The following is a 19950-nucleotide window of genomic DNA, read 5'->3' on the forward strand; positions in this document are numbered from 1 at the left end:
TCGGCTCATCGCATCCTGGGGCTGTAGTAGGTCCCAAGGGTTGGGCTGTTCGCCCATTAAAGCGGTACGCGAGCTGGGTTCAGAACGTCGTGAGACAGTTCGGTCCCTATCCGGCGTGGGCGTAGGATATTTGAGAGGAGCTGCCCTTAGTACGAGAGGACCGGGGTGGACTGACCTCTGGTGTATCGGTTGCATTACCAAGTGCATGGCCGAGTAGCCAAGTCGGGACGGGATAAACGCTGAAGGCATCTAAGCGTGAAGCCCCCCTCAAGATGAGATATCCCATACGAATGTAGTAAGACCCCTTGAAGACGACGAGGTTGATAGGCAAAAGGTGGAAGCGTGGTGACATGTGGAGCTGATTTGTACTAATAGGTCGAGGGCTTAACCAAGTAAGGTTAAGGTTTGGATAGAGAGTGAGAAATCACTGAACAAAACGAGGGTTATTCTTTAAGGATAATCAAACGGATGAATATATTTAATGTGCAGTTTTGAATAAACAAGAACTTAAAGCTTAGAGTTTTTCTCTAAGCTTTTTTTTTCTATAGGTAATTCCAAGAACTATATTGAAAGTAAAAAAATTATATATTTCGATTGAAAAATATATATTGTTTTGTTATAATATTTACATAAGTTGATCGTGAAACAATATGGAGGAATTAAATATGGAAACTAACATTTTACTAGATAGTGGAACTAACGAGCTAGAAGTATTAGAATTTATCGTTGGTGGAAATCATTATGGAATTAATGTTGCTAAGATAAAGGAAATCGTTCCATTTAATACTGTTACACCAGTTCCAAACTCGCATCCTTGTGTAGAAGGAATTTTTATGCCAAGAGATCTTATGATTACTGTTGTAGATTTGGCAAAGGTAATTAATAGAGAACCTTCAGTGGATCAGAACAGAGATATGTTTATTATTACAAACTTTAACAAGTTGAATGTAGCTTTCCACGTTCATGCAGTTTGTGGTATTCATAGAGTTTCATGGGCAGACATTATTACTCCAGATGCAACAATTAGTAATGAAGATTCCGGCGTTGCAACTGGTATTGTAAAGATTGATGGTCAATTGATTGTTATCCTCGATTTTGAAAGAATCGTATCAGAAATCAGTCCAGAGACTGGTTTAAAGGTTTCAGATATTTCAAAGCTCGAAGGAAGAGCAAGAAACGAATCTCATATTGTTATTGCAGAGGATTCTCCACTTCTTATTAAGCTTATTTCTGATTCTCTTACAAAGTCAGGTTATAGTAACCTTACACTTTGTAATAATGGTCAGGAAGCTTGGGATTATTTGTGCTCAGCTAAGGCTGGAGAAACCGATTTGGATATAGACATTATTATCACTGACTTAGAGATGCCACTTATGGATGGCCATAGACTTACTAAGTTAGTAAAGACAGATGAAGTTTTAAAGTCCATACCGATTATCATTTTCTCTTCTCTTATCAATGAACAGATGAGAATTAAGGGCGAATCTTTAGGAGCTGATGTTCAGCTTTCAAAACCAGAGATTGGTCGATTAGTTGAAGAGATTGATAAGCTTTTAAGATGATTTTTTCTCATTTTTTACACTTCCTCTTATGGTGCCGCTCTTACAGAGCGGCACTATTTTTTTAAGGAAAATCCATAAATTCCTTTAAAAAGGTTAATATTTCTAAAAATTTTTCCGATATATTTATAGGTAAAATATTCTAACATATATTTTTAACTTAGACTTTAGAATTAATATTCTTGTTGATAAATACTATATATGTTAAAATATTATTATATAAAAGAACGTGACAAGGTGGTGAATACATTTGCCAAATAATGACGAGGACTACCTAAATAAATTGCTTCAATCAGTTGGTGCTGATGAAAATTTAGCCAAGGGAAAGAAGGCTTCTAAGGCTAATTTGTCTGCTGATGAATTAGAGGAGGAACGCTTATCTAGAGAAGTTAGAAACGCAGTAGACAGGAACAATGCGTCTAACAAGGATGAGAGTATTGAGGCTTTTAATGAGGAGGATGCTAATTCTATAGATTCTATAAATCCTGAGGATTTTGCAGATCTTGAGGGCTTAGCTGAAGATGATGAATTAGAAAATGAATTAAATGATGATTTTGATGATGCGGATTTGTCTGAAGATGACGAGTCGGCGTCTTTGATTGATGCTCTGGGAGATATTATGGATGGCTATAATGATTCAGGGCTTGATTTAAATTTTGAAGATGAGGCAAATGCAGTCACAGACGATGATGATAATGATGAAGAATTAGACGCAGACGATAAAGACTATGAGGATGAAATCAGTATAGAAGAATCTGAGGACGCAGATGGTGACGAGGCTGCAGATGATGAAACTGATGGTGATGATGACGAGGTTGCAGATGATGAAACTGATGGTGATGATGACGAGGCTGCAGATGATGAGGCTAGTGGCGATGGTGCTGATTTATCTAGTCTTGAGGATATAATGGCTGAGACTGAGGAGATTGATGAGGAAGAGGCAATTGATCCGGAGGCTGTTAAGGATAATGTAAGCGAAGATGATGGACTAAGCGAGGAGGAGAAGGATTTAAAGGCAGACGAGGAAATTGACAAATTGCTTAGTGAAACGGATTTAGATGAGGGCATGGATTTAGCATCTAATGATTTGGCTAATGATTTGGCTGGAGAATTTGCCGATGGTGAATTGTCAGATAATGAAATAGAGCGTCTTGTAAATATGGACTTGGACAACATTATTGAGGATGCTACTTCAGATAGTATGTCGGTTGAGGATTTATTTGCAGAGGACGACGAAGAGACTAGAGAAGATGGCGATGAGGCAGAGGATAAAAAGAAAGAGAAAAAGGAAAAGAAGAAAAAAGAAAAGAAGGCGAAGAAGTCAAAGGATGAGGTTGAGCTTGACGACTTAATTGAAGAGACTCCTAAAAAGCCAGGTTTTCTTGCAAAGCTTAAGGACATTTTCTTTGAGAGTTTGGAAGATGAAGACTTAGAAGAAGAGGATGAGACTAGAGGTAAGTCTAAGAGAAGGACTGATGAAAATGGTAGAATCTTAGACGAGATTGATGGTGAGGCTGGAGAAGATGGCGCACCAAAGAAGGGCTTCTTTGCAAAGTTTAAGTATAGACTTGCGCAGTGGAAGCAAAAGCAGGCAGAAGAGGAGGCCCAAGAAGAGGAGCAACAGGCTATTGCTGATGAAGAGGCTAAAAAGGCCAAGGAAGAGAAAAAGGCGGCAGCAAAAGAGGCCAAGGAGGCTAAAAAGGCTGCGGAGAAGGAAAAACCTAAAAAGGAAAAGAAAGAAAAGCCTAAAAAGGAACCCAAGCCAAAGAAACCTAAGAAACCAAAGCCTGAACCAAAGCCAGAGGATATCCTAAAAATTAAACCTGTTTCCATGATTATGTTTATTTTATTTGTCGCAGGTGTTATAGTACTATTATTAGTTCTTATTAATGCTGTTAACTATGACTACAGTTCTAGTACTGCAAAGAACTATTTTAACAAGGGCGATTATGCAGCGGCATATGAGGCACTTGACGGTTTAAGTTTGAACGAATCAGACACGACTTTATATGAACAGGCAAAGACAATCCTCTATGTTGAGAGACAGTATGAGGCTTATACTCTTTATTTGCAAATGAATGACAATACGGAAGCACTTAATTCCTTAATTAAGGGAGTTATAGCTTATGATAAATATTGTGACACGGCGGGTGCACTTGGGGTTTCAGACGAGTTTGAAGCAGCTTACGAAGAAATTCTAAATGCCCTTGAAGATACATTTTCAATAGGAGAAAATAAGGCCGAATCATTAGCCGAGATGTATAGTTCAGACTTTACCGAGTATTACTTCGTAATAATAGAATACGGGAAAGCGGCAGGTACTGAATGATTGCAATAATTGATTATGATGCAGGAAATTTAAAAAGCGTAGAGAAAGCGCTACTCTCCCTTAATCAGGAGGTTTTGGTTACTAGAGATAAAGATGCAATTTTGCAGGCGGATAAGGTTATTTTGCCAGGTGTTGGCTCTTTTGGCGATGCCATGAATAATCTTGATAAGTTTGATTTAATTGACCCTATTAAAAAATGTGTTGACAATAAGACACCATTTCTTGGGATTTGCTTAGGACTTCAGCTTTTGTTTGAGTCAAGCGATGAATCTGTTGGGGTTGAAGGATTAAATATTTTGCCTGGAAAAATTCTTAGAATACCTCCAAAAGAGGATTTCAAGATCCCTCACATGGGCTGGAATTCTTTAAATGTTAAAGAGGATGCAAAGTTATTTAAGGGATTAACTAAAAATCCTTATGTATATTTTGTCCATTCTTATTATTTACAGGCAGCAAATGAAGACATTGTAGCTGCAACAACTGAGTACACAACTACAATTCATGCAAGTGTGGAGGCTGGAAATGTATTTGCATGTCAGTTCCATCCAGAAAAAAGTAGTAGTGTAGGCTTAAAGATTTTGGAAAATTTTGCAAATTTATAGGCTAATTTCGTGTGGTAAATGTAAATTGAGAAAATGAATGGAGAAGGTATATGTTTACAAAGAGAATTATTCCTTGCCTTGATTGTAAGGATGGCAGAGTTGTTAAGGGCACTAATTTCGTGGATTTGGTGGATGCCGGTGATCCAGTTTTAGTTGCTTCTATGTATGATAAGTCGGGAGCCGATGAGTTGGTTTTCCTTGATATAACTGCTTCTAGCGATGGAAGAAATACAACAGTTGATTTGGTTAGAAAGGTGGCTGAAAAGGTATTTATCCCATTTACAGTTGGCGGCGGTATTAGAACTGTGGAGGATTTTAAGGTTTTACTTCGTGAGGGTGCTGATAAGATTTCTATTAATTCGGCAGCTATTATGAATCCTAACTTAATTTCCGAGGCAGCTTATAAGTTTGGTAGCCAGTGCGTGGTTGTGGCAATTGATGCTAAGCGTGTAGAAGATGGCCATTGGAGCATTTATAAAAATGGCGGTCGTGTGGACATGGGCATTGATGCTGTTGAGTGGGCTATGAAGGCTGAAAAGCTTGGCGCTGGTGAGATTTTACTAACAAGTATGGACTGTGATGGCACAAAGGCTGGTTATGACTGCGAGCTTACTAAGGCTATTTCTTCAAATGTATCTATTCCAGTAATTGCATCTGGTGGTGCAGGAAAGATGGAAGATTTTAAGGATGCCTTTACAAAGGGTGGGGCAGATGCAGCACTTGCAGCTTCACTATTCCACTTTAAGGAGCTTGAAATCAAGGACTTAAAGGAATATTTGGCTAAGGAAAATATTCCTATGAGATTGTAGTTTTGAAGAAAAACGACATGTAGAATAATATGTAGTTTTGAAGAAAAACGACATGTAGAATAATATGGATTTTTGAATAAAAAAGACATGAATATATGATATATAAACTACCTAGAGATTATTATTAATTTAATTTCTAGGTAGTTTTTTTATGGCTTTTCTTTGCCAAAAGGAGAGTGGGCGAGTATAATTGTTTCTTGTTTGGATTTTATTGATGAATTAAAGAAAGAGAGACATTTTTATGGAAAAGTTTACTAATTCCTGGGCGACTAGTCTTAGCGCTGAGTTTGAGAAGGACTACTTTAAAAAGCTAGAGGGATTTATTGATGAAGAATACAGTAGTAAGGAGGTTTTTCCAAAGAAGGAGGACCTTTTTACAGCACTTAATTTAACGGCTTTAGAGGATGTGAAAGTGGTGATTTTTGGGCAAGATCCATATCATGAAGAAAACCAGGCCCATGGTTTAGCATTTTCAGTACCCTTATCTCAAAAGAAGATTCCACCTTCATTAAAGAATATCTATAAGGAATTAAATAAGGAGTGCGGCTGCTACATTCCTAATAACGGCAACTTAAAGAAATGGGCAAGCCAAGGGGTACTTTTACTAAATACAGTGCTTACAGTTAGGGCACATGAGGCCAATTCCCACAAGGGTAAGGGCTGGGAGTGCTTTACAGATGAGATTATAAAGACCTTAAATAACGAGGATAGACCTATTGTTTACATGCTTTGGGGCAATAATGCTAAGGAGAAACTTGAGATGCTAAATAATCCAAAGCAGCTAGTTTTAACTGCGGCTCATCCAAGTCCACTCTCTGCAAGAAGGGGATTTTTTGACTGCGGACATTTCAAAAAAACTAATGAATTTTTAATTAACAATGGATTGTCGCCTATTGACTGGCAAATTGAAAATGTGTAAACTAGGCTAGGTCTTGCAATAATAGCAAGAATAGAGAGAATGAAATATTTTGGAGGAAATATGTTTAAAAAGTATATGATTATATTTTTAGTTTCAATGGTTCCTTTAGTAGAGCTTAGAGGTGCTATTCCTATTTCACAGGGAATGCAGCTTCCACTACTTCAGTCTTACATTGTATGCATGATAGCTAATATGTTACCTATGCCTATTATTTATCTTTTTGCAAGACGTGTGCTTGAGTGGGGTAAGGATAAGAAGGTCATTGGAAAGTTCTTTACTTTCTGTCTTGAGAAGGGACATAAAGGTGGAGAGAAGTTAAAAGAGAAGGCTGGTAATGGCTTATTCCTTGCATTAGTTTTATTTGTTGGTATTCCAATCCCTGGAACAGGGGCTTGGACAGGAACTCTTGCAGCTTCAATTCTTGACTTTGGTTTTAAGAAGAGTGTACTTGCAGTATTCCTTGGAGTTTTACTTGCAGGATGTATTATGAGTTTAGTAAGTGCAGGTTTATTTGGTGCAATCTTTAGTTTTGCATAGAATTTAATTAGACTAAACTTTAAATTAAATATAGAAGAATATATTAAAACACAAGATTTAGTAGTATTAATTAATTAAGGCTACAAAATCTTGTGTTTTTCTTTATTTTTATGAAAATGTGAGAATTCAGTGTTTATGCGGCTTTGAGACGGGTACGAATTAAGAAAGCTAGAAAAAATCTAATTTTTTCAAAAAAATTTCAAAAAAGTACTTGCAATTATGTCGCAACTAGTGTATATTATCAAAGTACCGCGCGGCACTAAAGAGTGCGACGGACAAGATATGGCTCGTTGGTCAAGAGGCTAAGACGCTGCCCTCTCACGGCAGAATCAGGGGTTCGATTCCCCTACGAGCTATTCTGTATTATTAGTACTTAGAAGTGAGTGGACTTATAATAGTCCACTCACTTTAGTTTTATGTTTAAATAATATAGAAGCACAGGAATTTATTTATTTTGTGTTAAAAGCATATTTATAGTATAATAACTTTGTGCGTGTTACTAAAATTGAATATTTTAAAGAAAGGCAGAGACATTAAATGGGTAAAAGAGAAAGTTACGAAGAAAAAACTGAAATGCTTATTAAACCTATTATCGATGCTAACAAGGTTGAACTTTTTGACGTTGAATTCGTCAAAGAAGGTAGCGATTGGTACTTAAGAGTTTTCATTGATAAGGAAGGCGGAGTTACTATTGAGGATTGCCAAAATGTAAGTAGAGCCTTTAATGAAATCTTAGATAAGGAAGATTACATTGACTCTGAGTACATTTTTGAGGTTAGTTCTCCAGGTCTTACAAGACCACTTAAAAAAGAACGTGATTATGAGAAAAGTATTGGCCGTTTAATTGAAATTAAACTTTATAGTGCGGTAGATGGTGTTAAGGAAGCAGAAGGGATTTTAAAGTCATTTGACAAGGACACTATTACAATTGAAATTAACGGACAAGATAAGAATATAGAAAGAAAGAACCTATCTATGATTAGATGGGCTTACGTAGAAGAGTAAATTTTTATTTAATGGAGGATAAGATGAATAAAGAATTAATCGCAGCTCTTGAGTTGTTAGAAAAGGAAAATGGAATTAGCAAGGAAATTATGTTTACTGCTATTGAGAAGTCTCTTATGGATGAATATAAGGCTGAGTTTGATAAGGCAGATAATGGTCACGTTGTTTTAGATAGAGTAACAGGTGACTTCCATATTTATGCTGATAAGCTTGTTGTTGAGAAGTTAACAGAGGTTGACGGTGATGACGAGAATAAGAAGATTAAGGAAAGAAGAATTTATAGCAAGGAAATTACACTTGATAATGCAAGAAAGGTTGATCCTAAGGCAGAAATCGGCGATGTAATTACTATTGAAGTAAAGTCTGAAGAATTCTCAAGAAAGGCTGCTAAGAATGCTAAGAACGTTATCGTTCAGACAATTAGAGAGCAGGAGAAGAATTCTATCTTTAAGGAATATAAGGCTAAGGAGAAGGAAATAATTACTGGTGTTATTCAGAGAATCGCTGAGAATGGTGATATGACTGTTGATATCGGAAGAATCCAGACAATCCTTAAGGCTGAAGAAGTTAATGTTGGAAGAAAGTTAAAGGTTGGCGATAGAATTAAGCTTTACGTTCTTTCAGTTGTTAATAGAGAAAAGAGCGGAATTTCAGTTAGAGTTTCTAGAAAGTCTCCAGAACTTGTAAAGAAGTTATTTGAAGAAGAAGCTGCTGAAATTAAGGACGGCGTAGTTGAAATTATGGGTATCGCTAGAGAAGCTGGTTCAAGAACTAAGATTTCTGTTAGAGCTAATGTGCCTAACGTAGATCCAGTTGGTGCTTGTGTTGGTATTAGCGGTGGCCGTGTTAGAAATATTGTTAACGAACTTGGTGATGAGCAGATCGATATTATTGAATGGGATGATAACTCAGCTCAGTATATTGTTAATGCACTTAGTCCAGCTAAGGTTGTTGCTGCAGAAGCTGATGACGATGCTAAGAAGGCTAAGATTGTTGTTTCAGAACAGCAGTTATCACTTGCTATTGGTAAGTCTGGTCAGAACGTTAGACTTGCAGCTAAGTTAACAGGCTATGGTATTGATATTAAGAGCGAAGCTGATGATGAAGCTCTTTATAATGAAGAAGACGATAGCGATTTTGAAGATTTAGATTTTGAGGCAGATATTGAAGTTGAAGAGACTCCTTAATACCTTGAAAATATTTTAAAAACTTATCTGATTGGAGTGATTTAATGCCGGGAACTAAAAAGATTCCACAAAGACAATGCATTGGGTGTGGTCAGATGAAAGATAAGAAAGATCTTATCAGGATTCTAAAGAGCCCAGAGAATGAAATTATAGTAGATACTACTGGTAAGAAGAATGGCAGGGGCGCATACATTTGCAATAATCCTGAATGTCTTAATAAGGCTATCAAGCAAAGGGGCTTAGAAAGATCCTTTAAGATGGCAATTGATAGTAGTGTTTATGATGAATTAAAGAAGGAGTTTGAGAAACTTGGACAATAAAAAAATTATATCCATGTTAGGATTAGCTCAGAAAGCAGGAAAGGTAGTTAGTGGTGAATTTTCTACAGAGAAGGCCGTTAAGTCTAAGAAGGCTTTTATGGTTATCGTTGCAGATGATTCTTCAGATAATACTAAGAAAATGTTTTCAAATATGTGTGAATTCTATAAGGTTCCTATATATTTCTTTTCCGAAAAGGAAGCTATTGGTCATGCAATAGGAAAGGAATTTAGAGCATCACTTGCGATTCTAGATGAAGGATTTAAAAATAAATTAGAAGAATATTTTAAACAAGGTATAGACAGTAATGAATAAGGAGGTCATTGTTTAATGAGAGTACACGAATTAGCAAAAGAATTAGGTATAAAAAGCAATGAAATTATAGAAATGTTATCGAATAGCGAGAAGTCTTATAAGACTGTGAGCGGCTTAACTGATGACGAAATCCAGAAGGTTAAGGGTAAGTTTAAGCCAGGAAAACCTGAAGCTAAAACTGAGGCTAAGCCTGAAGAGAAGAAAGAAAAGCACATTTCTCAGGTTGTTTTCCCACAGAATAGCAACAGAGATGGTGATTATAAGGCTAAGTTAAATCAGAAGAAGGATCAGATTTCTCCAAAGGGTGATTCAAGAGATTCTTCTGATAGAGATAACAGAAATAGAGATAATCGTGACAACCGTGATAGAAACGGAAACCGCGATAATCGTGATAGAAACGGTAACAGAGACAACCGTGATAATAGAGATAGAAATGGTTATAACAGAGACAACCGCGATAGAAATGGTAACCGCGATAATAGAGACAATCGCGACAACCGTGATAGAAACGGAAACCGCGATAACCGTGATAGAAATAATGGCGGTTACAACAGAGATAATCGCGATAACCGTGATAGAAACAATGGTGGTTACAACAGAGATAACCGCGATAATAGAGATAGAAACGGTAACAGAGACAACCGTGACAGAAATAACGGTGGCTTTAATAGAGATAACCGCGATAGAAATGGCGGTGGCTTTAATAGAGATAACCGTGATAGAAATAATGGTGGCTTTAATAGAGACCGTGACAGAAACAATGGCGGCTTTAACAGAGACCGCGATAGAAACGGTGGCGGCTTTAATAAGGATAAGGACTCAGATAATAATGGAAGAAACTTCAATCAGAGAAGAAATGATAGAAGAGATTCAGCTCCAAAGGATGATTTCTTATTTGAGCAGAAGCCAGATGCAAGAAGAGCAGATCAAAGATATAATTCTAAGAAGAATAATGACAAGAATGATAGAAGAAAAGATAGAGACTCAAGAGAGAATCTTAAGTTTGCAAGCGGCTTAAACAAGAAGCCTAATAAGCCAAATAAGCCAGCGCCAAAGAAGGAAGAAGAAGATACAATCAAGACACTTACTCTTCCAGATTCACTTACAATTAAGGAACTTGCAGATAAGATGAAGGTTCAGCCATCTGCAGTTGTTAAGAAGCTCTTTATGCAGGGTAAGGTTGTTACAATTAATCAGGAAATCGATTTTGAAACAGCTGAAGAAATCGCATTAGAGTTTAACTGTATTTGTGAACATGAAGAGGTTATTGATGTTATTGCAGAACTTCTTAAGGAAGAAGAAGAGGCAGCAGATACACTTGTAACTAGACCACCAGTAGTTTGTGTAATGGGTCACGTAGATCATGGTAAGACATCCCTCCTTGATGCTATTAGAGAAACACATGTAACTTCTAAGGAATCAGGTGGTATTACTCAGAAGATTGGTGCTTATAGAGTTGATGTAAATGGTAACACAATTACATTCCTTGATACACCAGGTCATGAAGCCTTCACTGCAATGCGTATGCGTGGTGCTCAGGCTACTGATATTGCAATTTTAGTTGTAGCTGCTGATGATGGTGTTATGCCACAGACAATCGAAGCTATTAACCATGCTAAGGCTGCTAATGTTGAAATTATTGTTGCTGTTAATAAGATTGATAAGCCAAATGCTAACATTGAAAAGGTTAAGCAGGAACTCACAGAATATGGTCTTATCGCTGAAGATTGGGGCGGTTCAACAATTTTCTGCCCAGTATCAGCTCATACTAAGGAAGGTATTGATAACCTCCTTGAAATGATCTTACTTACAGCTGAAATTATTGAACTTAAGGCTAATCCAAACCGTAAGGCAAGAGGTATTGTTATTGAAGCTGAGCTTGATAAGGGACGTGGTCCTGTAGCAACTGTTTTAGTACAGAAGGGTACTTTAAGAGTTGGCGATTCAGTAGCTGCTGGTTCTTGCTATGGTAAGGTTAGAGCTATGATTGATGATACAGGTAGAAGAGTTAAGGAAGCTGGTCCATCTACTCCTGTAGAGATTCAGGGTCTTAATGATGTACCTAATGCTGGTGAAATTATTATGGCTATGGATTCTGATAAGGAAGCAAGAAATGTTGCTGAAACATTTATTGCAGAAAGCAAGAAGAAGTTATTAGATGATACAAAGCATAAGGTATCACTTGATGCTTTATTTGAGCAGATTCAGGCTGGTAACATGAAGGAACTTAATATTATTATTAAGGCCGATGTTCAGGGTTCTGTTGAAGCTGTTAAGCAGTCACTTGTTAAGTTATCTAACGAAGAAGTAGTAGTTAAGGTAATTCATGGTGGCGTTGGTAATGTAAATGAATCCGATGTAGTTTTAGCTTCTGCATCTAATGCAATTATCATTGCCTTTAATGTTAAGCCTGATAACCAGGCAAGAATTTTAGCTGACCGTGAAAAGGTTGACTTAAGAACATATAGCGTTATCTACAATGCTATTGAAGATGTTGAGTCTGCTCTTAAGGGTATGCTTGAGCCTATCTATGAAGAGAAGATTATTGGTCATGCTGAAATTAGACAGATCTTTAAGGCTTCTGGTGTAGGTAATATTGCTGGTACATTAGTAACAGAGGGTAGAATCACAAGAGAATCTACTGTAAGACTTACAAGAGAAGGCGAAAAGATTTACGAAGGACCAATTGCTTCACTTAAGCACTTCAAGGATGAAGTTAAGGAAGTTAAGGCTGGTACTGAATGTGGTATCGTACTTGAAAACTTTAATGACATTAGAGAAGGCGATGAAATCGAAGCAAGTATTATGGTTGAAATACCAAGATAATAAATGTAACTTATATATAAGAAAGCCTCTAAATTTAGGGGCTTTCTATCTTGATTATAGTGAATGTTTATGATACATTTGCAAAAAAGAGGAATTGCTATGAGAAAGAATAGTTCGAAGAATATTAGAATTAATTCAGAGGTCTTAAGAGAATTAAGCAATATCATTAGAAAAGATATTAAGGATCCAAGAATTAATCCAATGACATCAGTAGTTTCAGTTGATGTAGCTCCTGATTTAAAAACATGCAAGGCATATATTAGTGTCCTTGGTGATGAGCAGTCACAAAAAGATACTCTAGCTGGTCTTGTTAGCGCTGAAGGCTATATTAGACGTCAGCTTGCTAGAACAGTTAATTTAAGAAATACACCAGAAATTAAGTTTGTAATTGACCAGTCAATTGAATATGGTGTTAAGATGTCTAAATTAATAGATGATGTTACTAAGGCAGATGCAGAGTCACACAAGGAAGATTAGTAGTTGCTAATAGGAGGTTATTTATGAATATTTTAGATGAATTAAAAGACGCGAAAATAGTTGGAATTACCGGACATGTACGACCAGATGGCGACTGCGTTGGTTCTACTATGGGACTTTATAATTTCCTAAAAGTAAATAGACCTGATTTAGATGTAAGAATTTTCTTACAAAAGCCAGGTGATGAGTTTAACTACATTCCTAGAATAGATGAAATTAGACAAGAGACAGATGTTAATCTTGTTTGTGACGCATTTGTAGTACTTGATTGTAGTTCGCTTGATAGAATTGAGCCTTTTGCAGAGCTTTTTTGTAATGCAAAAAAGACAATTTGTTTAGATCATCATATTAGTAATAAGGATTTTGCTGATGTAAACTTAGTTGAGCCAGACTGGAGTTCTACAAGCGAGGTTTTATATACAACTCTTGATGAGGAAAAAATTGATAAGGATGTGGCAACATGCATCTACACTGGTATTATTCATGATACAGGTGTGTTTAAGTATAGCTGCACATCTAAGCAGACAATGGCTATTGCTGGAAAATGTATGGAAAAGGGTATTGATTACTCAGACATCATTGACAATAGCTTCTATGCAAAGACTTATATTCAAAACCAGATTCTAGGTAGAGCATTACTTGAAAGTGTGTTATTTTACGATGGTAAATGCATTTTCTCAAGTATCTCAAGAGAGATTATGGACTTTTACGGAGTTGATGGTAAGAGTCTAGGTGGAATTGTTGAACAATTAAGACTTACAGAGGGCGTTGAAGTGGCCATCTTTATGTATGAAATTGGCGAGGGCGAATATAAGGTTTCTCTTCGTTCAAAAAAAATTATAGATGTGGCAAAGATTGCTGCTAAATTTGATGGTGGCGGTCATGTTAGAGCTGCTGGCTTTAGTATTAAGGGCACAGTTCATGGCATCATTAATCAGATTGGTGCTCTTATTGAAGAGCAAGTAAAGCAATTATCATAATTTAAGTTAGGGATTGATATTATGAATGGGATTATTAATGTATACAAGGAGCAAGGCTTTACATCCCATGATGTGGTAGCTAAGCTGAGGGGCATTTTAAAATTTAAGAAAATTGGACACACAGGAACTCTAGATCCTGACGCAGTAGGTGTTTTACCGGTTTGTCTTGGAAAGGGCACAAAGATTTGTAGCATGATTACAGATTGGGATAAGACTTATGAGGCTGTAATGCTTCTTGGTACAATCACTGATACTGCAGATATTTCAGGAAATGTGTTAAAGTCTAGTGAGGTTAATCTTACTGAGGCTGATGTTCTTGAGGCTTGCGAAAGTTTTATTGGTGAATATATGCAGGTTCCACCGATGTATTCAGCACTTAAGGTCAAGGGAAAGAAGCTTTATGACTACGCAAGAAGTGGAATTGAAGTGGAAAGAAAGGCTAGAAAGGTCGTAATTAAGAGCTTACATGTCAATGATATTGACTTAGAAGGTAAGCAAAAGTTTGTTACTATGACTGTAGAATGTTCTAAGGGAACTTATATTAGAACTTTATGCGAGGATATTGGTAATAAGCTTGGTTGCGGCGCTTGCATGTATAAGCTTACAAGAAAGAGAGTCGGTCAGTTTTGCATTGATGATACATTAACTCTTAATCAGATATCAGCTCTAGTTTTAAAGGGTGAATTTGAGAGTGTTGTGAAGGCTATTGATGATATGTTTCCACAATACCCTAAGTTAGAGGTTACAGTAGAAGGGGACAAGTTATTACATAACGGTAATAAGATAGATTTAGAATATAAAGAGCAATTTATAAAGCAGTTTGAAGGAATTGATTTTGTTGAGGGAGACAAGCTTCGTCTCTATGATTCAAATGGCATTTTTGTAGGAGTTTACAGAGTTTGTGAAGGTCTTTTAACTCCAATTCAGATGTTTTATGATGCTAATGAATAATATAAAAAAGGGAGGTGTGGCCAGTAATGGAATATATAAATGGGCTAACTGACGTGAGATTGCCTAAGGCGAGTGCAGTTACACTTGGTAAGTTTGATGGATTGCATATTGGGCATAGAAAGCTCATTAATTTAGTTAAAGAAAAAGCTAAAGAAGAAGATCTACTCTCAGTTTTATTTACTTTTGATAGTATTCCATTAAGTTTATTGCCACAAAGAAATCAGCATTTTCTTACAACAAATTCTGAAAGAAAAGCAATCTGTGATAAGTTAGGCATAGACTGCTTGGTCGAGTATCCATTTACAAAGGAATTTATGAATATGGATGCTAGGGAGTTTGTAAAAAAGATTATCGTAGATGACTTAAGAGCTAAGGTAGTCGTGGTAGGTACTGATTATGGCTTTGGCAAAGGAAGAAGCGGTGATGTTAATCTTTTAAAGGAGCTTGGTGACGAGCTTGGTTTTGAAACAATTATTGTTGAAAAGGAGAAGTATCAAGGACAGGAAGTTAGTAGCACTTATATTAGAGAAGAGCTAGCCCTTGGTCATATGGAAACAGTAAATGTGCTTCTTAATAGACCTTTTTCTATTACAGGAGTTGTATCATTTGGAAAACAACTAGGCAGAACTATTGAAATGCCAACAGTTAATATATATCCAACAGAGTCAAAACTATTACCACCTAAAGGGGTTTATGCCTCTAAGATATTAATCGATGGAAATGAATATTTTGGCGTAACTAATCTAGGAACTAGACCTACTGTTAATGACAGTATGGAGATTAGCGTAGAGACTAATATTTTTGACTTCAATGAAGATGTTTATGGTAAGAAGATAGAAGTTATGTTGATGCATTTTTTAAGAGCAGAAATTAAATTTGACAGCGTAGATAGCTTAAAAAAGCAAATGGAAGCGGATAAAGAATTTGCTAAAAATATGTTCTTAATAAATTAAGCTAGTTTAGTAAATTAACTTGCAAAGATAGTAATGGTATGGTAATATACCAAGGTACTAGCCACAACTCAGGAATCGGAAACTCCGACCTATTGCTTAGTTGTTGGCGTTTAAATTAAAGGAGGATACAAGTATGATATCTAAGGAAAAGAAAGCAGAAATTATTGCAGCTTACGGAAGACAGCCTGGTGATACAGGATCTCCAGAAGTTCAGATCGCAATCTTAACAGAAAGAATTGCTGAATTAACAGAACATTTAAAGGTTAACCAGAAGGATCATCATTCAAGAAGAGGTCTTTTAAAGATGGTTGGTAAGAGAAGAGCTTTACTTGCTTACCTTAAGAAGAATGATATTGAAGGTTACAGAAACCTTATCGAGCGTTTAGGCTTAAGAAAGTAATTTATAATGCTTTTTTTAGGGGGCGGAGTTTATCTTCGCTCCTTTTTATACGCCAATTTTTCACTAGGAATTTAAGAATTGAAACTTCTTTTCATTAAATTCTTAAATTATAATATGGTAAAGAGTGTTTAATTGTTGTATAATAATAATGTTTATGTGTATGTGCAATTAGGTTATTCCGAGACCACTGAAAAGCTTATTAAGACATTTTTAATGAGCTTTTTAGTTGTTTCGGCACCTATTTGCTCATATGGTAGGGCTTTGGCCTAGATTATTTACCAATTATTTAAGCCCATAGGGCGGATAGGAGATTATATGTTTAAGCAGTATACTTTAGAGCTTGCTGGCCGTACACTTAGAGTTGATATTGGCCGTGTTGCAGCTCAGGCTAATGGTGCAGCATTAATGCACTACGGTGATACAGTTGTCTTATCTACAGCAACTGCGTCAAAGGAACCAAGAGAGGGAATTGATTTCTTCCCACTTTCTGTAGAATATGAAGAGAAGATGTATGCAGCTGGTAAGATTCCAGGCGGCTTCAATAAGAGAGAGGGTAAGGCTTCAGAGAATGCTATTCTTACTTCAAGAGTAATTGATAGACCTATGAGACCTCTTTTCCCTAAGGATTACCGTAATGATGTTACATTAAACAACATGGTAATGTCTGTTGATACAGAATGTAGACCAGAGCTTTTAGCTATGCTTGGTTCTGCAATTGCTACATCAATTTCAGATATTCCATTTGATGGTCCTTGTGCTACAACTCAGATCGGTTTAATTGACGGTGAATTTGTTGTTAACCCTACACAGGCTCAGTGGCAGGAAGGCGACCTTCAGTTAACAGTTGCTTCAACAAAGCAGAAGGTTATTATGATCGAAGCTGGTGCTAATGTAGTTCCAGAAGAGAAGATGATTGAAGCTATTTACATGGCTCATGATATTAACCAGACAATCATTGCATTTATCGATAAGATTGTTGCAGAGGTTGGTAAGGAAAAGCATACTTATGTTTCATGCGCAGTTCCTCAGGAAATGTTTGATGAAATGAAGAAGATTGTAACTCCAGAAGAGATGGAAGTTGCAGTATTTACTGATGATAAGCAGACAAGAGAGAAGAATGTTGATGCTATCACAGAAAAGTTAAAGGAAGCTTTTGCTGAAAATGAAGAATGGTTAGCAGTACTTGGTGAAGCAGTTTACCAGTATGAGAAGAAGACTGTTCGTAAGATGATCTTAAAGGATCACAAGAGACCTGATGGTCGTGCAATCAACCAGATCAGACCTCTTGCTGCAGAAGTTGATATTATTCCTAGAGTTCATGGTTCTGCTATGTTTACTAGAGGACAGACACAGATTTGTGACGTTGTTACATTAGCTCCATTATCAGAAGCTCAGAAGGTTGATGGTCTTGATGAGAATGTTACAACAAAGAGATATATTCACCATTACAATTTCCCTTCATACTCAGTTGGTGAGACAAAGCCATCTAGAGGTCCAGGACGTAGAGAAATTGGACATGGTGCCTTAGCTGAAAGAGCTTTAATTCCAGTTCTTCCATCTGAGACAGAGTTCCCATATGCTATTCGTGCCGTTTCTGAAACATTTGAATCAAATGGTTCTACATCAATGGCATCAACATGTGCAAGCTGTATGTCACTTATGGCAGCAGGTGTACCTCTTAAGGCTATGGTAGCTGGTATTTCTTGTGGTTTAGTTACAGGAGATACAGATGATGATTATGTAGTACTTACTGATATCCAGGGTCTTGAAGATTTCTTCGGTGATATGGACTTTAAGGTAACAGGTACAACAGAAGGTATTACAGCTATTCAGATGGATATTAAGATTCATGGTCTTACACGTCCAATCGTTGAAGAAGCTATTAGAAGAACTAGAGAAGCTAGACTCTTCATTATGGATACATGTATGAAGCCTGCTATTGCTGAACCTAGAAAGACTGTTGGAGAATATGCTCCAAAGATTATCCAGACTCAGATTGATCCAGCTAAGATTGGTGAAGTTGTTGGTCAGCGTGGTAAGGTTATTAACGCAATCATCGATGAATGTGGCGTTAAGATTGATATTACAGATGACGGCTTTGTTTCAGTTTGTGGCGTAGAGCAGGCTGGTATGGATAAGGCTATGAAGTATATTAAGACTATCGTTGAGGACTTCAAGGAAGGTGCAATCTATGAAGGTAAGGTTGTAAGCATTAAGGAATTTGGTGCATTCGTTGAATTCGCTCCTGGTAAGGAAGGCCTTGTTCATATTTCTAAGATTTCTAATGAAAGAGTTAACATGGTTGAAGATGTTCTTACACTTGGTGATCAGGTTAAGTGTAAGTGCATGGGTAAGGATAAGTTAGGAAGACTTAGCTTCTCAATTAAGGATGCTCAGTAATTTAACTGATTTAATTTGACTAGAATAATTTTAAGGAATGTCTGCAATTAAGGCATTCCTTAAGTTTGTGTAAAGAGACTAATATTAAGAATGGAGAATTATTATGATAGATAATAATTGCGCATATTGCGTTGAGGGTGAACTTGTTGCAAAGTTCGGTATTAAGATTTGTGAATTAGAGACATCAAAGGTTTATTTATTTAAAGAACAGTCACATCCAGGTAGATGTATCGTTGCTCATAAGAAGCATGTAGGTGATATGAACGAACTTACAGCTGAGGAAAGAGCTGCTTATTTTGAGGATGTTGCTAGAGTAGCACGTGCTATTATGAAGGCATTCAACCCAGACAAGGTAAATTACGGTGCTTATGGTGATACAGGTCATCACCTTCATTTCCATTTAACACCTAAGTATAAGGATGAATTTGAATGGGGTGGTACATTTGAAATGAACCCACAAAAGACATTCTTAACAGATGACAAATATGATGAAATGATCGCTAAGATTAAGGCTAATCTTTAATTTAGATTATGCTTAAAGTTGGCTTGTTTTGTTATTATTTATAAATGCTACAAAGTTATTTTTAAAGGAGTTATAATATATATGTCAGGACATTCAAAATTTGCAAACATTGCCCATAAGAAGGCTGCAAATGATGCTGCTAAGGGTAAGATTTTTACTAGACTTGGTAAGGAAATTATGGTCGCAGTTAAAGAGGGCGGTCCAGATCCTAATAATAATAGCAAGTTAAGACAGGTTATTACAAAGTGTAAGGCAGCTAACATGCCTAATGATACAATTGATAGAGCTGTAAAGAAGGCTGCTTCTACAGATATGTCAAACTTCGAATCTGTTACTTATGAAGGTTATGGCCCTAACGGTACAGCTATTATCGTTGAAGCTTTAACAGATAACCGTAATAGAGCTGCTTCAAACATTCGTAATGCTTTCACAAAGGGCGGCGGAAATGTTGGTACACCAGGTTGTGTATCTTTCATGTTTGATAACAAGGGACAGATTATTGTTCTTAAGGAAGATTATGATAAGACTGCAGATGATTTAATGGAAATCGTATTAGATGCAGGCGCAGATGATTTAGTTGAAGAAGAAGAGTACTTTGAAATTTTAACAGCACCAGAAGATTTTGATGCAGTTTCAACAGCACTTTCAGATGCAGACATTAAGATGTCTTCTGCAGAAGTTACAATGATTCCTCAGACAACAGTAGATTTAACAACAGATGAGGATTTAAAGAAGATGAGAATTATTCTTAAGCTTCTTGATGAAGAGGATGATGTACAGAACGTATATCACAACTGGAATGAACCAGAAGAAGATGAAGAATAATTGCTAATTTGCTTTCTATAATATAAGTCATTTAA

19 protein-coding genes, 1 tRNA gene and 1 rRNA gene are annotated in these 19950 nt (G+C 36.6%); all 21 read left to right on the forward strand.

The genetic code is table 11. From position 1 onward, the window contains the following. Nucleotides 1–392, forward strand: a 23S ribosomal RNA gene (locus tag QVA17_RS02635); the annotation flags it as partial. A gap of 273 nt (nucleotides 393–665) precedes the next feature. Beyond that, nucleotides 666–1562 (forward strand): chemotaxis protein, encoded by an 897-nt coding sequence (locus QVA17_RS02640; protein ID WP_027431767.1) that lies wholly within the window; start codon nucleotides 666–668, stop codon nucleotides 1560–1562. Between the two features lie 247 nt (nucleotides 1563–1809). Beyond that, nucleotides 1810–3888 (forward strand): hypothetical protein, encoded by a 2079-nt coding sequence (locus QVA17_RS02645; protein ID WP_287386260.1) that lies wholly within the window; start codon nucleotides 1810–1812, stop codon nucleotides 3886–3888. Further along, complete coding sequence (gene hisH, locus QVA17_RS02650; RefSeq protein ID WP_027431768.1) at nucleotides 3885–4490, forward strand: imidazole glycerol phosphate synthase subunit HisH; 606 nt, start codon at nucleotides 3885–3887, stop codon at nucleotides 4488–4490. The genes QVA17_RS02645 and hisH overlap by 4 nt, the downstream gene beginning before the upstream one ends. 50 nt (nucleotides 4491–4540) lie before the next feature. Next, on the forward strand, nucleotides 4541–5299 hold the full coding sequence (gene hisF / locus QVA17_RS02655; protein ID WP_027431769.1) for an imidazole glycerol phosphate synthase subunit HisF: 759 nt from the start codon (nucleotides 4541–4543) through the stop codon (nucleotides 5297–5299). A 241-nt stretch (nucleotides 5300–5540) separates the two neighbouring features. Then, entirely contained in the window at nucleotides 5541–6218 is a 678-nt protein-coding gene (locus tag QVA17_RS02660; RefSeq protein ID WP_027431770.1) for a uracil-DNA glycosylase, read from the forward strand. Between the two features lie 60 nt (nucleotides 6219–6278). Further along, nucleotides 6279–6755 carry a COG2426 family protein gene (locus tag QVA17_RS02665; protein WP_027431771.1) on the forward strand — a complete coding sequence of 159 codons (477 nt, stop codon included), beginning with the start codon at nucleotides 6279–6281 and terminating at the stop codon, nucleotides 6753–6755. Nucleotides 6756–7039: 284 nt separating this feature from the next. Further along, nucleotides 7040–7111: transfer RNA gene (locus QVA17_RS02670), tRNA-Glu, on the forward strand. Nucleotides 7112–7292: 181 nt separating this feature from the next. Next, entirely contained in the window at nucleotides 7293–7760 is a 468-nt protein-coding gene (gene rimP / locus QVA17_RS02675) for a ribosome maturation factor RimP (protein ID WP_027431772.1), read from the forward strand. 23 nt (nucleotides 7761–7783) lie between these two features. After that, on the forward strand, nucleotides 7784–8947 hold the full coding sequence (nusA, locus tag QVA17_RS02680) for a transcription termination factor NusA (RefSeq protein ID WP_034246216.1): 1164 nt from the start codon (nucleotides 7784–7786) through the stop codon (nucleotides 8945–8947). Between the two features lie 44 nt (nucleotides 8948–8991). Next, nucleotides 8992–9267, forward strand: coding sequence for an RNase P modulator RnpM (gene rnpM, locus QVA17_RS02685; protein ID WP_027431773.1), 276 nt, complete (start codon nucleotides 8992–8994; stop codon nucleotides 9265–9267). Between the two features lie 13 nt (nucleotides 9268–9280). Continuing rightward, nucleotides 9281–9580 (forward strand): L7Ae/L30e/S12e/Gadd45 family ribosomal protein, encoded by a 300-nt coding sequence (locus QVA17_RS02690; protein WP_027431774.1) that lies wholly within the window; start codon nucleotides 9281–9283, stop codon nucleotides 9578–9580. A gap of 15 nt (nucleotides 9581–9595) precedes the next feature. Beyond that, nucleotides 9596–12406, forward strand: a complete 2811-nt coding sequence (gene infB / locus QVA17_RS02695) for a translation initiation factor IF-2 (RefSeq protein WP_287386267.1) — start codon at nucleotides 9596–9598, stop codon at nucleotides 12404–12406. A 99-nt stretch (nucleotides 12407–12505) separates the two neighbouring features. Further along, entirely contained in the window at nucleotides 12506–12883 is a 378-nt protein-coding gene (gene rbfA / locus QVA17_RS02700; protein ID WP_027431776.1) for a 30S ribosome-binding factor RbfA, read from the forward strand. 23 nt (nucleotides 12884–12906) lie between these two features. After that, complete coding sequence (locus tag QVA17_RS02705; RefSeq protein ID WP_287386268.1) at nucleotides 12907–13863, forward strand: DHH family phosphoesterase; 957 nt, start codon at nucleotides 12907–12909, stop codon at nucleotides 13861–13863. 18 nt (nucleotides 13864–13881) lie between these two features. After that, nucleotides 13882–14814 carry a tRNA pseudouridine(55) synthase TruB gene (truB, locus tag QVA17_RS02710; RefSeq protein WP_027431778.1) on the forward strand — a complete coding sequence of 311 codons (933 nt, stop codon included), beginning with the start codon at nucleotides 13882–13884 and terminating at the stop codon, nucleotides 14812–14814. Nucleotides 14815–14840: 26 nt separating this feature from the next. After that, complete coding sequence (locus tag QVA17_RS02715) at nucleotides 14841–15767, forward strand: bifunctional riboflavin kinase/FAD synthetase (RefSeq protein ID WP_074521082.1); 927 nt, start codon at nucleotides 14841–14843, stop codon at nucleotides 15765–15767. A gap of 133 nt (nucleotides 15768–15900) precedes the next feature. Continuing rightward, complete coding sequence (rpsO, locus tag QVA17_RS02720) at nucleotides 15901–16167, forward strand: 30S ribosomal protein S15 (RefSeq protein WP_027431780.1); 267 nt, start codon at nucleotides 15901–15903, stop codon at nucleotides 16165–16167. 315 nt (nucleotides 16168–16482) lie between these two features. Then, nucleotides 16483–18567, forward strand: coding sequence for a polyribonucleotide nucleotidyltransferase (locus QVA17_RS02725; protein WP_287386271.1), 2085 nt, complete (start codon nucleotides 16483–16485; stop codon nucleotides 18565–18567). 103 nt (nucleotides 18568–18670) lie between these two features. Continuing rightward, nucleotides 18671–19090, forward strand: coding sequence for an HIT family protein (locus QVA17_RS02730; RefSeq protein ID WP_027431782.1), 420 nt, complete (start codon nucleotides 18671–18673; stop codon nucleotides 19088–19090). 81 nt (nucleotides 19091–19171) lie between these two features. Beyond that, the gene (locus tag QVA17_RS02735; RefSeq protein ID WP_027431783.1) at nucleotides 19172–19915 is read left to right on the forward strand and encodes a YebC/PmpR family DNA-binding transcriptional regulator; all 744 of its coding nucleotides are present in this window, start codon (nucleotides 19172–19174) and stop codon (nucleotides 19913–19915) included. The last annotated feature ends 35 nt before the right edge of the window (nucleotides 19916–19950 follow it).

Origin of the sequence: Lachnospira sp. (assembly GCF_016290755.1) — a bacterium.
Taxonomy (GTDB): domain Bacteria; phylum Bacillota; class Clostridia; order Lachnospirales; family Lachnospiraceae; genus Lachnospira; species Lachnospira multipara.